At 64.7% G+C, this 13,291-nt stretch carries 13 protein-coding genes; 2 read left to right on the top strand and 11 right to left on the bottom strand.

Annotation, left to right across the window (positions count from 1 at the left end):
- Positions 1-164: 164 nt before the first annotated feature.
- From hflC to CCOS865_RS26080, 9 genes are all read right to left on the bottom strand, one after another.
- The gene (hflC, locus tag CCOS865_RS26040; RefSeq protein ID WP_119146302.1) at positions 165-1,034 is read right to left on the bottom strand and encodes a protease modulator HflC; all 870 of its coding nucleotides are present in this window, start codon (positions 1,032-1,034) and stop codon (positions 165-167) included.
- Positions 1,034-2,215, bottom strand: coding sequence for an FtsH protease activity modulator HflK (hflK, locus tag CCOS865_RS26045; protein WP_119146304.1), 1,182 nt, complete (start codon positions 2,213-2,215; stop codon positions 1,034-1,036). The genes hflC and hflK overlap by 1 nt, the downstream gene beginning before the upstream one ends.
- A 96-nt stretch (positions 2,216-2,311) precedes the next feature.
- The gene (hflX, locus tag CCOS865_RS26050; protein ID WP_119146306.1) at positions 2,312-3,613 is read right to left on the bottom strand and encodes a ribosome rescue GTPase HflX; all 1,302 of its coding nucleotides are present in this window, start codon (positions 3,611-3,613) and stop codon (positions 2,312-2,314) included.
- Between the two features lie 12 nt (positions 3,614-3,625).
- A complete protein-coding gene (gene hfq, locus CCOS865_RS26055) occupies positions 3,626-3,886 on the bottom strand; it encodes an RNA chaperone Hfq (protein WP_028631835.1) in 261 nt (86 codons plus the stop codon).
- Positions 3,887-3,979: 93 nt separating this feature from the next.
- Positions 3,980-4,951 carry a tRNA (adenosine(37)-N6)-dimethylallyltransferase MiaA gene (miaA, locus tag CCOS865_RS26060; RefSeq protein WP_119146308.1) on the bottom strand — a complete coding sequence of 324 codons (972 nt, stop codon included), beginning with the start codon at positions 4,949-4,951 and terminating at the stop codon, positions 3,980-3,982.
- 1 nt (position 4,952) lies between these two features.
- Positions 4,953-6,839 carry a DNA mismatch repair endonuclease MutL gene (mutL, locus tag CCOS865_RS26065; RefSeq protein WP_119146310.1) on the bottom strand — a complete coding sequence of 629 codons (1,887 nt, stop codon included), beginning with the start codon at positions 6,837-6,839 and terminating at the stop codon, positions 4,953-4,955.
- Positions 6,836-8,281, bottom strand: coding sequence for an N-acetylmuramoyl-L-alanine amidase (locus CCOS865_RS26070; RefSeq protein ID WP_167469109.1), 1,446 nt, complete (start codon positions 8,279-8,281; stop codon positions 6,836-6,838). Before CCOS865_RS26070 ends, mutL begins: the two co-directional genes overlap by 4 nt.
- On the bottom strand, positions 8,282-8,755 hold the full coding sequence (gene tsaE, locus CCOS865_RS26075) for a tRNA (adenosine(37)-N6)-threonylcarbamoyltransferase complex ATPase subunit type 1 TsaE (RefSeq protein ID WP_119146314.1): 474 nt from the start codon (positions 8,753-8,755) through the stop codon (positions 8,282-8,284).
- On the bottom strand, positions 8,743-9,603 hold the full coding sequence (locus CCOS865_RS26080; RefSeq protein WP_167469110.1) for an NAD(P)H-hydrate dehydratase: 861 nt from the start codon (positions 9,601-9,603) through the stop codon (positions 8,743-8,745). The genes tsaE and CCOS865_RS26080 overlap by 13 nt, the downstream gene beginning before the upstream one ends.
- Positions 9,604-9,668: 65 nt before the next feature.
- Between CCOS865_RS26080 and queG the strand changes: the two genes are divergently transcribed.
- The gene (queG, locus tag CCOS865_RS26085) at positions 9,669-10,742 is read left to right on the top strand and encodes a tRNA epoxyqueuosine(34) reductase QueG (RefSeq protein WP_119146317.1); all 1,074 of its coding nucleotides are present in this window, start codon (positions 9,669-9,671) and stop codon (positions 10,740-10,742) included.
- A 94-nt stretch (positions 10,743-10,836) separates the two neighbouring features.
- On the opposite strand, the gene CCOS865_RS26095 is transcribed toward queG, so the two are convergent.
- Together CCOS865_RS26095 and orn are read right to left on the bottom strand one after the other, a co-directional pair.
- The gene (locus CCOS865_RS26095) at positions 10,837-11,448 is read right to left on the bottom strand and encodes a trimeric intracellular cation channel family protein (protein ID WP_119146321.1); all 612 of its coding nucleotides are present in this window, start codon (positions 11,446-11,448) and stop codon (positions 10,837-10,839) included.
- A 92-nt stretch (positions 11,449-11,540) separates the two neighbouring features.
- The gene (gene orn, locus CCOS865_RS26100) at positions 11,541-12,083 is read right to left on the bottom strand and encodes an oligoribonuclease (RefSeq protein WP_119146323.1); all 543 of its coding nucleotides are present in this window, start codon (positions 12,081-12,083) and stop codon (positions 11,541-11,543) included.
- Between the two features lie 127 nt (positions 12,084-12,210).
- Between orn and rsgA the strand changes: the two genes are divergently transcribed.
- Complete coding sequence (gene rsgA, locus CCOS865_RS26105) at positions 12,211-13,242, top strand: small ribosomal subunit biogenesis GTPase RsgA (protein WP_119146325.1); 1,032 nt, start codon at positions 12,211-12,213, stop codon at positions 13,240-13,242.
- Positions 13,243-13,291 lie beyond the last annotated feature (49 nt).

Genomic DNA, 13,291 nt, shown 5'->3' on the forward strand with positions numbered 1-13,291 from the left:
ACCAGCGTTGCGGCTGAGCCATGGATGGCAATCAACCTTGCAGACGCAAAAAAGCCGGGAAATTTCCCGGCTGACTCATCATACACCCCTTTTCCGTCGGGATGCACCCCGCCGGCAGTTTTACCTGCCGGGCGGGGTTTGCAGCAGCGTGCGAGGCCGCTAGATCAAGGCTTGCTCTTGTCCAGGTAACGGAAGAATTCGTTCTTCGGGTCCAGGACCAGCACATCGCTCTTGTTCGAGAAGCTCGCGCGATACGCCTGCAGGCTACGGTGGAACGCATAGAAATCAGCGTCCTGGTTGTAGGCCTTGGCGTAGATGGCAGCCGCCTGGGCGTCACCATCACCACGGGTTTCCTCGGACTCGCGATACGCTTCGGCCAGCAGTACACGGCGCTGACGGTCGGCATCCGCACGGATACCTTCAGCCAGCTCGTTACCCTTGGCGCGGTGCTCGCGGGCTTCACGCTCCCGCTCGGTGCTCATACGATCGAACACGCTGCGGTTGACTTCCTTCGGCAGGTCGATGGCCTTGACGCGAACGTCGACCACTTCGATACCCAGCTCCTTGTTGGCCATGCGGTTCAGCGATGCAGTGATGTCAGCCATCAGCGCGTCACGTTCACCGGAAACCACTTCGTGCAGGGTGCGCTTACCGAACTGGTCACGCAGGCCGCTTTCCAGACGACGCGACAGGCGCTCGTCGGCGATCTGCTTGAGGCCCGAGGTCGCGGTGTAGAAGCGATCGGAGTCCTTCACCCGCCATTTGGCGTAGGCGTCGACCATGACCGCTTTCTTCTCGAGGGTCAGGAAGCGCTGGGTCGGAGCATCCAGGGTCATCAGGCGGGCGTCGAACTTGCGCACCTGGTTGACGTACGGGATCTTCACATGCAGGCCAGGCTGGACATCGGCCTGAACCACGCGACCGAACTGCAGCAGCACCGCACGCTCGGTCTGAGCGACGATATAGAAGCTGTTCCAGGCCACGACAGCCAGCACCACTGCGGCAATCAGGGCGATCAGCGATTTATTGCTCATCAGCGGCTCTCCCTAGTACGCAGCGTCTGTTGTTGCTGTTGCAGATCCTGCGCTGCGCGCACGGCAGGGTCGTTGACCGACGGCGATCCGCTGGCGGCCGCGGCCGACGTGTTGCGGCTGCCTTCGATCATCTTGTCCAGCGGCAGGTAGAGCAGGTTGTTCTGCCCGTCCTTGGTCGCCACCATGACCTTGCTCGAATTGCTGTAGACCTCTTGCATGGTCTCCAGGTACAGACGCTGACGGGTGACGTCCGGCGCCTTGCGGTACTCGGTGACCAGCTTGGTGAAGCGGTCGGCCTCACCCTTGGCGCGGGCAATCACTTCATCGCGGTAGCCGTTGGCATCCTCGATGATGCGCTGGGCCTGACCACGGGCTTCCGGCACCACGCCATTGGCGTAGGACTCGGCCTGGTTACGCGCACGCTGCTCGTCTTCACGGGCACGGATCACGTCATCGAAGGCTTCCTGCACTTCACGCGGGGCTGCCGCGCTCTGTACGTTGACCTGGGTCACGGTGATACCGGTACGGTAGGTGTCGAGGAAGCGCTGCAGGCGCTCGCGGATATCCACGGCCATCTGCTCGCGGCCTTCGGTCAGGACCTGGTCCATCGAGGTGGAACCCACCACGTGGCGCAAGGCACTGTCGGTCGCATGCTGCAAGCTCACTTCCGGCTGGTCGACGTTGAGCACGAAGTCCTGCAGGTTGGTGATCTTGTACTGCACGGTCAGCGGCACCTCGACGATGTTCTCGTCTTCGGTGAGCATCTGCCCCTGCTTGGTGTACGCACGCTCACGCGTGACGTTCTCCATGTATTTGCGATCGATCGGCGGGAAATAGATATTCAGGCCTGGACCCACGGTCTCGTAGTACTTGCCGAAGCGCAGCACGACTGCCTGCTCCTGCTCGTCGACCACGTACACGGCACTGTACAGCCAGATCGCAGCCAACACCGCCAGGCCGATGCCCAGCAGGCCGTAGCCGCCACCCTTGCCGATATTGCGGTCACCACCGCCGCGTTTCTTGCTGCCGCCGAACATGCCGTTCAGGCTGTCCTGCAGCTTGCGGAAGGCCTCGTCGAGATCCGGTGGTCCTTTCTTGTCGCCACCACCGCCGCCGCCGCCACGGCGACCGCCCCAGGGATCCTGATTATTCGAGTTGCCACCCGGCTCATTCCAAGCCATAGCGCTCTCCATCTGATAAAGCAAAGACGCGCCCACGGCGCGCCGTCCAATGCTACAGAATGCCTGTCACGGCTGCCCGGCGACCTCGACGGGCATTTATTGCAAAGTGTGTTGCGCAATAAACGTTTGCGGTTCAAGACCTGCGCGGCTGACCAGGCGATTGAGTTCGACCATGGGCAGGCGCACGCTCAACAAGCTGCTGCCTTCTTCGTCATGTTCTTCGCTGCGCACCACGCCCAGTTCAAAGAATTGCGCGCGCAAGCGCGCAAAACGCTGTTCAAGGCGCAGGGTGCCGACGAACAGATCATCCCCCAGCAACTCGGCAATTGCCTGGCCAACCAGCTCCAGGCCACGTCCATCACGTGCCGACACCCAGACCCGCTCCGGTTTGCCATCGGCATCCCGCTGGATCTGCGGCTCGACATCTTCGAGCAGGTCGAGTTTGTTATAGACCTCGAGGATCGGCAAGCCTTCGGCACCGATCTCACCCAATACCGCCAGCACCTGCTCGATCTGCTCCATGCGCTCTGGCTCATGGGCATCGATCACATGCAGCAGCAGGTCGGAGTTGCTCGACTCTTCGAGCGTAGCCCGAAATGCCTCGACCAGCTTGTGCGGCAGGTGACGGATGAAGCCCACGGTGTCGGCCAGCACGATCGGCCCCAGGTCGTCGAGCTGCAGACGGCGCAGGGTCGGGTCGAGGGTCGCGAACAGTTGGTCGGCGGCGTAGACCTCGGATGAGGTCAGGGCGTTGAACAGGGTCGACTTGCCGGCGTTGGTATAGCCCACCAGCGAGACCGACGGGATATCCGCGCGCCGGCGCCCGCGCCGCGCTTGCTCGCGCTGGCTGCGGACCTTTTCCAGGCGTGCCTTGATCTGCCGCAGACGGACCCGCAACAGACGGCGGTCGGTCTCCAGCTGGGTCTCACCCGGGCCACGCAGGCCGATACCGCCCTTCTGCCGCTCAAGGTGCGTCCAGCCGCGTACCAGCCGCGTGCTCATGTGCTCGAGCTGGGCCAGTTCGACCTGCAGCTTGCCTTCATGGGTACGCGCCCGTTGGGCGAAGATATCGAGAATCAGCCCGGTACGGTCAAGCACGCGACACTCGAAAACACGTTCGAGGTTACGTTCCTGACTGGGCGTGAGGGTGTGATTGAAAATCACCAGATCTACCTGCTCGGCTTTGACCAGGTCGCGAAGTTCCTCGACCTTGCCGCTGCCAATCAGGTATTTGGCGCTCGGCTGGTGCCGCGTCACTGTTGACAGTGAAACGATCTCAGCTCCGGCCGACAGTGCCAACTCCTGAAACTCCTGCGGGTCTTCGCGCGCCTCAGGGTTCTGACCTTCCAAGTGAACGAGCAGCGCTCGATCACCACCACCGTGGCGCTCAAAGAACAATGCAGGCTCCTATCAGGCGTTGCCTGGCTCGCTGTCACCGCTCTCGGAGTCGGACGGGCTTGGCAGGCGAACCGGACGTGCAGGAACCACGGTCGAGATCGCGTGCTTGTAGACCATCTGGCTGACGGTGTTCTTCAGCAGGACCACGAACTGGTCGAACGATTCGATCGAGCCCTGCAGCTTGATCCCGTTGACCAGGTAGATCGAAACCGGGACCTTTTCTTTTCTCAAGGTGTTCAAGTAAGGGTCTTGTAGCGAATGCCCTTTTGACATATGCCGCACTCCTGTAAGGATCAGTAATAAAAAATACGAAAATTCGATGATTACGCCGCCCACTCGCAAGAATAGCCGGCAATTAGCAGGGACTCAGCTCAATATGGAGACGGACCCAAGGTATTTCAAGGTGCGGGACAGATTGTCGCAGGCCAGGCTGTCCAGCCAGTGCACGTCGGACCAACCGCGCAACCAGGTGAACTGCCGCTTGGCCAGCTGGCGAGTGGCGATGATACCGCGTTCTCGCATCTCATTCTCATCAAGCTTGCCGTCGAGGTAATCCCAGACTTGCCGATAGCCCACTGCCCGTATAGACGGCAGCCCGGCGTGCAAGTCACTTCTGCTTCGCAGCTCTCGGACCTCGTCGACGAAGCCCTGTTCCAGCATCTGGGAAAATCGTAGCGCAATTCGCTGATGCAAAATGTGACGATCCGTAGGAGCAATCGCCAAGCTGGCGACAGTATAGGGCAAATGTCCGCCTGCGCCTGCGTCTGCGCCGCTACTTTCGGCCAATTGCCGCTGGCGATGGGCCGTCATGCTCTCGCCGCTGACCCGGTACACTTCCAGCGCACGGATCAACCGCTGCGGGTCGTTGGGGTGGATGCGCGCCGCCGACACCGGGTCGACCTCGGCCAACTGGCGATGCAGCTCAGCCAGCCCCAGCGCGCTGGCCTGAGCCTCTAGCTCGGCACGTACGGCCGGGTCGGCGGCCGGCATGTCGGCCAGCCCCTCGAGCAACGCCTTGTAATACAGCATGGTGCCGCCGACCAGCAGCGGGATCTTGCCGCGCGCGGTGATCTCGGCCATGGCCGCCAGGGCATCGGTGCAGAAATGCGCGGCGGAGTAACTTTCGGCCGGGTCGATGATGTCGATCAGCCGGTGCGGGTGGGCAGCCAGGATGTCTTTCGACGGCTTGGCGGTGCCGATGTCCATGCCCCGGTAGACCAGCGCCGAGTCGACGCTGATCAGTTCGCAGGGCAGCACCTTGGTCAGTTCGATGGCGAGGTCGGTCTTGCCGGCCGCCGTCGGGCCCATGAGGAATATTGCTGGGGGCTTGCCGCTCATTTCATCGACCGCGCAGGAAAAGTTTGTCCAGATCGTCCAGGCCCATCTGGGTCCAGGTCGGTCGGCCGTGGTTGCACTGGCCGCTACGTTCGGTGTTTTCCATGTCCCGCAGCAGCGCGTTCATCTCGGGGATGGCCAGGCGCCGGTTGGCGCGCACGGCGCCGTGGCAGGCCATGGTCCCGAGCAGTTCGTTGAGGTGCGCCTGGATACGGTCGCTGGTGCCGTATTCCATGAGGTCGGCGAGCACGTCCTGGACCAGGCGATTGGCCTCAGCCTGCTTGAGCAGGGCGGGAATCTGCCGAATCGCCAGGGTTTCAGGGCCCAGCCGCTGCAGCTCGAAGCCCAGCCGCTGGAACCACTGCGCGTGCTCTTCGGCGCAATCGGCCTCGCGCTGGCTCAGCGCCAGCGACTCCGGCACCAGCAGCGGCTGACCGCTCAGGCCTTCACTGGCCATGGCCACCTTGAGCCGCTCGTACATGATCCGCTCGTGGGCGGCGTGCATGTCCACCAGCACCAGGCCGACGGCGTTCTCGGCAAGGATGTAGATGCCCTTGAGCTGGGCCAGGGCATAGCCCAGCGGCGGAATGTCGCCCTGGCTTTCCGGCAGCGCCGCCGGTGCGCCGTTGTTCAACGGCGCGTAGAACTCGCGGTAGGCGGCTTGCGCCTCGGCCACCGGCACTGGCTGCGAAGGGCGTGGGGTGTACTGGTATTGATAGCCCGCACCCGCACCGGAGCCAGCAGCGGGCTGCGCCTGAGGCTGCTCGAGCACCGGCGTGGCCAGGCGCATTTCGCCCTGCGGGCCGAATTCGCCAACCTGCTGGCCGCTCGGGCGAAGCATTTCGGTGGTCGCGGCGGGCGCGGCCAGTTGGTCTTCCGGACGCACGTCCGCCAGCGCCCGGTGCAGGGTGCCGTAAAGGAAGTCGTGCACCGTGCGCCCTTCGCGGAAGCGCACTTCGTGCTTGGTCGGGTGAACGTTGACGTCGACGCCGTTGGGCTCAAGCTCGAGGAACAGCACGAAGGTCGGGTGACGGCCGTTGAACAGCACGTCGCGGTAAGCCTGGCGCACCGCATGGGCGACCAGCTTGTCGCGCACCGCACGGCCATTGACGAAGAAGTACTGCAGGTCGGCCTGACTGCGCGAGAAGGTCGGCAGGCCGACCCAGCCCCACAGGCGCAAGCCGTTGCGCTCGACATCGATCGGCAGCGCCTGCTCGAGGAAGCCCGGGCCGCAGATCGCGCCGACCCGCCGCGCCCGCGAGATATCGTCGGGTGCGTCGTGCAGGCTGAGGATGCTCTTGCCGTTGTGGCGCAGGTGGAAGCCGACATCGAAGCGGGCCAGGGCCAGGCGCCGAATGACTTCCTGCAGGTGATCGAATTCGGTCTTCTCGGCCTTGAGGAACTTGCGTCGGGCCGGGGTATTGAAGAACAGGTCACGGACTTCGACCGAGGTGCCCACCGGGTGCGCGGCAGGCTGCACCCGCGGGGTCATGTCGCGGCCTTCGGTCTCGACCTGCCAGGCCTCGCTGGCGTCAGCCGTGCGCGAGGTCAGGGTCAGGCGGGCCACCGAGCTGATCGACGCCAGGGCCTCACCGCGGAACCCGAGGCTGAGCACCCCTTCGAGGTCTTCCAGTTCGCGGATCTTGCTGGTGGCGTGACGGGCCAGGGCCAGCGGCAGGTCGTCGGGCGAAATGCCGCTGCCGTCGTCACGCACACGCAGCAGCTTGACCCCGCCCTGCTCGACCTCGACATCGATGCGCCGGGCGCCGGAGTCGAGGCTGTTTTCCAACAGCTCCTTGGCCACCGACGCGGGGCGCTCGACCACCTCGCCGGCGGCAATCTGGTTGGCCAGCCGCGGGCTGAGCAGCTCGATGCGTGAACCACCACTCATTGCTGGGACGCCAGGGTCGTGCCCGGGATATCCAGGTGCTGGCCGACCTTCAGCTCATCGCTCTTGAGGCTGTTGGTGCTGCGCAGGCTGGCCACGCTGACCTGATAGCGCACCGCGATCATCGCCAGGGTTTCGCCGGGGCGCACGGTATGGTCGCGCGGGCCTTGGGCGATCTTGCCGCTGTCACGCAGCCAGGCGATGTAGGTACCCGGCGGTGGGCTCTGCTGGAAGTACTGGCGCAAGCCGGTATGGATCGAACGGGCCAGGGCCTGCTGATGGCTCCTGGTGGCCAGCTTGGCCGCCTCGTTGGCGTTGGAAATGAACCCGGTCTCGACCAGGATCGACGGGATGTCTGGCGATTTCAGCACCATGAAGCCGGCCTGCTCGACCCGACGCTTGTGCAGCGAGGTGATGCGGCCCATGTTGCCGAGCACTTTCTGCCCGACATCGAGGCTGGAGCTGAGGGTGGCCGTCATCGACAGGTCGAGCAGCACGCCTGCGAGCATGCGGTCCTTGTCGTCGAGGCTGACGTTGCCAGCACCGCCGATCAGGTCCGAGCGGTTTTCCGTGTCGGCCAGCCAGCGCGCGGTCTCGGAGGTGGCGCCACGGTCAGACAGGGCGAACACCGATGCGCCAAAGGCGGCCTTCGACGGCGCCGCGTCGGCGTGAATCGAGACGAACAGGTCGGCGCCTTTCTTGCGGGCGATCTCGGTCCGCTTGCGCAGGGGGATGAAGTAGTCGCCGGTGCGCGTCAGCTCGGCGCGGTAACCCTTCTCGCCGTTGATCTGGCGCTGCAGCTCCTGGGCAATCTGCAGGACGATGTCTTTTTCGTGCTGACCGCGCGAGCCCGAGGCGCCCGGGTCTTCACCGCCGTGGCCGGCGTCGATGGCGACGACGATGTCACGCTTGCCGCTCGGTGCGGGTGGCAATTTGATCGCCGGCTGGGCCGGGGTCACCGGGATGGCCGGGGTAGTGGCCGGGGTCGGCACCGGCGTCGGCGGTGGCGTCGGCGCAGTGGCCGCGACAGCGTCCGACTCCTGGTCGTACAGGTCGACCACCAGGCGGTTGCCGTACTGGGCGTTGGGCGCAAGGATGAAGCTCTTCGGCGTTACCGCTTTTTTAAGGTCGACCACCACCCGCAGGTCGGTCGGCGTCCGCTGGGCCGAACGCACGCTGCTGATGGGCGTGTTGGACGTGGAAACGTTGAGCGGCGCGGCCAGGGTCGCACCGTTGATATCGATGACCAGCCGGTCCGGTGCGCTCAGGGTAAAGACACTGTGCTGCACAGGGCCGGACAGGTCGAAGACCAGCCGTGTGTTATCCGGCGCGCGCCACAGACGCATGCTTTTGACTTGTGTGGCGGCCAGAACGTCGACGGTCACTGCGGTGAGCAGAAGACCAACGACGGCGACCAGTGCGCGTAGGCGCATACCTATCCCCATCTACTGTTTGATTTTGTTGGCCAACGCGGTGCACCAGGCTTCGCCGCGAGGCCCCTGCGGCGACAGGTACAGCGAGCGTCCGCCCGCTTGCGGGCTTATGGTAATGGTCAGGTCGGGCTTTGGCAAAACGCCCGCACCTTTATCGGGCCATTCGAACAGGCACAAGGCATCGCCCTCGAAATAGTCGCGGATGCCGAGGTACTCCAATTCCTCGGGGTCGACCAGCCGATAGAGGTCGAAGTGGAATGCGCGCACCTCGCCAATCTCGTAGGGTTCGACCACGGTAAAGGTCGGGCTCTTGACGGGCCCGGTGTGGCCGAGGCCACGGATCAACCCGCGCGACAAGGTGGTCTTGCCGGCGCCGAGGTCGCCTTCGAGAAAGATCACGCCATGACCGCCGGTCACTTCGGCCAATTGTGCGCCGAAGGCTACCGTGGCCTCTTCGTCGGCCAAAAACAGGGTTACGCCTGACACGCTGAATGCTCCTCCAATAATTCACGAATGACCGGCAGCAGATCGCTGGCTGCCAGGCCCCTGCCCTTCAACCCCAGGCGTTCACCGGCACAGGCATGCAGCCAGGTGCCCAGGCACGCCGCCGACCACGCATCGAGGCCCTGGGCGAGCAACGCCGCCAGCACCCCGGTGAGCACATCGCCGAGGCCTGCACCGGCCATCGCCGGATGTCCACGGCCGCACACGGCCAATTGCCCTGCGGGGTCGGCCACCAGGGTGCCGGCGCCCTTGAGCACGCAGACGCTGGCATATTTGCGCGCCAGCTTGCGTGCGGCGCCCGGTCGGTCGGCCTGCACCGCCTCGGTGGATATCCCCAGCAAGCGCGCCGCCTCTCCCGGATGCGGGGTGAGAATGCTCGCGCTGGGCAGGGCCAGCGGGCTGCCTGCTAGCAGGTTGAGCGCATCGGCGTCCCACACCTGTGGCAGCGCGGCGTTGGCCACCGCCGACAGCAGGCTGCGCCCCCAGGCCGCCTGGCCGAGGCCAGGGCCGACGACCAGCACCGAAGCGCGCTCGAGCACCGCCATCAACTGGTTGGCCGAACTGACCCCGAGGCACATGGTTTCCGGCAGCCGGGCCAGCGCCGCGGGTACGTGCTCGGGCCGCGTGGCCACGCTGACCAGGCCGGCGCCACAGCGCAAAGCCGCCTCGGCACTGAGCAGCACCGCGCCACCGGTACCCAGGTCGCCACCGACCACCAGCACATGGCCAAAATCGCCCTTGTGGGCGTCGACACGGCGTGGCGGCAGGCTGGCAAGGGTATCCCGGCTGAGCGTTTTTGGCGTATTGCCGAGGTGTTTGGTCTGGGGCATGGGGTCAAAGGCTCCGATGTCTGGCAGAATTATACGCACCTGAGCCTGTAATGCCTTGCCCATCCATGTCCGCTTGTACTCCTGACCTCGCCGCGCTGGCCCAATCGATCAAGGATTGGGGCCGCGAACTCGGCTTCGCCCACGTCGGTATCGCTGGTGTAGACCTTGGCGAGCATGAACAGCACCTGCAACGCTGGCTCGACGCCGGCTACCAGGGCGAGATGGACTATATGGCCGCGCATGGCAGCAAGCGCTCCCATCCCGATCAACTGGTGCCGGGCACCCTGCGCGTGGTCTCGCTGCGCATGGACTACCTGCCGGGCGACACGCGCATGGCGCAGTTGCTGGCGCAGCCAGAAAAAGCCTATGTGTCGCGTTACGCGCTGGGCCGCGACTACCACAAGCTGGTGCGCAAGCGGGTGCAGCACCTGGCCGACCGGATCCAGGCGGCCATCGGGCCGTTTGGCTTCCGCGCCTTTGTCGACAGCGCCCCGGTGCTGGAAAAAGCCATCGCGCAACAAGCCGGGCTGGGCTGGATCGGCAAGAACACCCTGCTCCTCAACCGCAAGGCCGGCAGTTACTTCTTCCTCGCCGAGCTGTTCGTCGACCTGCCGCTGCCGGTCGACGAAGCCCAGGCCAGCGAGCACTGCGGGCGCTGCCAGGCGTGCCTGGACGTGTGCCCGACCCAGGCGTTCGTCGGCCCTTACGTGCTGGATGCGCGGCGCTGCATCTCGTACCTGACCATCGAGCTCAAGCAGGCGATCCCGGTCGAACTGCGGCCGCTGATCGGAAACCGGGTGTTCGGCTGCGATGACTGCCAGATCGTCTGCCCGTGGAACCGCTTCGCCCGGCCGACCCAGGAAGACGACTTCAAGCCGCGCCACGGGCTGGACAATGCCGAGCTGGCGCAGCTGTTTCTCTGGGATGAAGCGACGTTTCTCGGCAACACCGAAGGCTCGCCGCTGCGCCGGGCGGGGTATGAACGCTGGTTGCGCAACCTGGCGGTAGGGCTGGGCAATGCGCCGTCGAGCATTCCGGTGCTGGAGGCGCTGCGCGCGCGGCGGGAGTATCCGTCAGAGCTGGTGCGCGAGCATGTGGAATGGGCGTTGGCGCAGCATGAGGCGCGCCGGCAGGGATAATTGTGTTGGCCACTTCGCGGGTAAACGCGCTCCCACAGGTTCGGAGGCGCTCACAACACCTGTAGGAGCGGGCTTGCCCGCGAAGAGGCACAGATCACTGCTGGTCGTTGTAGTGGAACTTGGGCATTTCCCAGTGGAAACGAATCGCCAGCAGGCGCACCAGGAACCCGCCAAACAAGGTCAGCAGCATGCCCTGCTCGGCCGGCACATTGAAGTGCACACAGCCCAGGTAGAACCAGGCCGCGGCAAACGACACGCTGGCATACAGCTCACGGCGGAACACCAGCGGGATGTCGTTGCAGAAGATATCCCGCAGGATCCCGCCAAACACCCCGGTGATCACCCCGCTGATCGACGCCACCAGCATGCCCTGGCCCATCTCCAGTGCCGTCATGCAGCCGATCAGGGTAAAGGCCACCAGCCCCAGCGCATCGAGCACCAGGAACAGCGAACGCAGATGGCGCATCAACGGCGCGATGAAGATGGTCAGCAACGCGGCAAAGCTGGTCAGCACCAGGTACTCAGGGTGCTTGACCCAGGTCAGCGGGTAGTGCCCCAGCAGCACGTCACGCACCGATCCGCCACCCAGCGCGGTGACGCAGGCGATCAGCACCACACCGAACCAGTCCATGCCGCGACGGCCGGCCGACAACGCGCCGGTCATGGCTTCGGCGGTGATCGCTACGAGGTAGAGCATCAACAACATGGTGCGTGTCCGCTGAAGAAAGGCGCGCAGTCTAACCAGTTGTTCAAGGCACCAAAAGAGGGCGCGCCGAGGATAATCGGCGCACCTGGGCTTCACACCTTGATGAAATGCTCGCGGTAGTGGCGCAGCTCGGCGATCGACTCGCGGATATCGTCCAGGGCCAGGTGGGTACCGCCCTTCTTGAAGCTGTCACGCACCTCCGGGGCCCAGCGCGCGGCCAGCTCCTTGAGGGTCGAGACGTCGAGGTTGCGGTAGTGGAAGTAGCCTTCCAGGGTCTTCATGTGGCGGTAGAGGAAGCGCCGATCCTGGCAGATGCTGTTGCCGCAGATCGGCGACTTGCCCTTGGGTACCCACTGCTCGAGAAACTTCACGGTTTCGGCCTCGGCCTCGGCCATGCTGATGCGGCTCTCGCGCACGCGCTGGGTCAGGCCTGTGCCGCCGTGGGTGCGGGTGTTCCACTCGTCCATGCGCGCCAGCACTTCATCGCTGTGGTGGATGGCGATCACCGGCCCTTCGGCCAAGGTGTTGAGGTTGCTGTCGGTGACGATGGTGGCCATCTCGATGATGACGTCGCTGTCCGGATCCAGACCGGTCATTTCCAGATCGATCCAGATCAGGTTCTGTGTGTTGTCCATGAAGGGCTCCTCGAATAGGCCGTCATAGTAGCGTAGCGGCGCCGGGCAAAGGTAAGCGGATTGGTCCCCCTGTGGCCGTGCTAAACTGCCAGCCGTTTTCTTTCTGCCCCGCCAACACGGAACCTTCATGGCCAAACGCCAGCTCAATCGCCGCCAAAACTGGCGCATCGAAAAAATCCAGGGCGAGCGCGCCGCACGCGCAGCCAAACGCGAGCAGCATGCCTTGCAGGAACTGGAAGGCGGCGACCTCGGGCCGGAGCAGTTCGGCCAGGTCATCGCCCACTTCGGCGTGCAAGTCGAGGTCGAGGCCCAGGAGGGCGAAAGCGCAGGGCAGATCTTCCGTTGCCACTTGCGTGCCAACCTGCCGGCGCTGGTCACCGGCGACCGCGTGGTCTGGCGAGCAGGCAACCAGGGCATCGGCGTCATCGTCGCGCAGCTGCCACGCAGCACCGAGCTGTGCCGGCCGAACAACCATGGCCAGCTCAAGCCAGTGGCGGCCAACGTCGACCTGATCGTGATCGTCTTCGCGCCGGCGCCCGAGCCGCATGCCAACCTGATCGACCGCTACCTGGTGGCGGCCGAGCACGCCGGCATTCGCCCGCTGCTGCTGCTGAACAAGGCTGACCTGATCAACGAGGACAACGCCCCCGCCCTGAATGCCTTGCTCGAGGTCTATCGTGAGCTGGGCTACCCGCTCCTGGAAGTCTCGGCGCACGAGGGTGATGGCATGCAGCAGCTGCAAGCGCTGCTCGATGGCCACGTCAGCGTGTTCGTCGGCCAATCCGGCGTGGGCAAGTCGTCGCTGGTCAACAGCCTGCTGCCGGCGGCCGACACCCGCGTCGGCGATCTGTCCGAGTGGTCCGGCCAGGGCACGCACACCACCACCACCGCGCGCCTGTATCACTTCCCCAATGGCGGCGACCTGATCGACTCCCCGGGTATTCGCGAGTTTGGCCTGGTGCACGTCAGCCGTGATGATGTCGAAGCGGGCTTCATCGAGTTCCGGGAGCTGTTCGGCAACTGCCGCTTCCGCGACTGCAAGCATGACCGCGAGCCCGGCTGTGCATTGCTCAAGGCGCTGGAAGACGGGCGGATCAAACCGCAGCGGATGCACAGCTACCGCTCGATCATCGCCAGCCTGACGCAAGACACCTACTGAGTAGGCGGGCTTGAACGCACTGGGGCCGCAAAGCGGCCCCAGACGATTA

The organism is Pseudomonas reidholzensis, assembly GCF_900536025.1.
Taxonomy (GTDB): domain Bacteria; phylum Pseudomonadota; class Gammaproteobacteria; order Pseudomonadales; family Pseudomonadaceae; genus Aquipseudomonas; species Aquipseudomonas reidholzensis.

Excerpts from the sequence above, each read along its gene's own strand:
- queG (WP_119146317.1), top strand. The coding sequence starts at position 9,669 with ATGTCCGCTTGTACTCCTGACCTCGCCGCGCTGGCCCAATCGATCAAG.
- CCOS865_RS26070 (WP_167469109.1), bottom strand. The coding sequence starts at position 8,281 with ATGGGGATAGGTATGCGCCTACGCGCACTGGTCGCCGTCGTTGGTCTT.
- orn (WP_119146323.1), bottom strand. The coding sequence starts at position 12,083 with ATGGACAACACACAGAACCTGATCTGGATCGATCTGGAAATGACCGGT.
- CCOS865_RS26095 (WP_119146321.1), bottom strand. The coding sequence starts at position 11,448 with ATGTTGTTGATGCTCTACCTCGTAGCGATCACCGCCGAAGCCATGACC.
- hfq (WP_028631835.1), bottom strand. The coding sequence starts at position 3,886 with ATGTCAAAAGGGCATTCGCTACAAGACCCTTACTTGAACACCTTGAGA.
- hflK (WP_119146304.1), bottom strand. The coding sequence starts at position 2,215 with ATGGCTTGGAATGAGCCGGGTGGCAACTCGAATAATCAGGATCCCTGG.
- CCOS865_RS26080 (WP_167469110.1), bottom strand. The coding sequence starts at position 9,603 with ATGCCCCAGACCAAACACCTCGGCAATACGCCAAAAACGCTCAGCCGG.
- mutL (WP_119146310.1), bottom strand. The coding sequence starts at position 6,839 with ATGAGTGGTGGTTCACGCATCGAGCTGCTCAGCCCGCGGCTGGCCAAC.
- miaA (WP_119146308.1), bottom strand. The coding sequence starts at position 4,951 with ATGAGCGGCAAGCCCCCAGCAATATTCCTCATGGGCCCGACGGCGGCC.
- rsgA (WP_119146325.1), top strand. The coding sequence starts at position 12,211 with ATGGCCAAACGCCAGCTCAATCGCCGCCAAAACTGGCGCATCGAAAAA.
- hflC (WP_119146302.1), bottom strand. The coding sequence starts at position 1,034 with ATGAGCAATAAATCGCTGATCGCCCTGATTGCCGCAGTGGTGCTGGCT.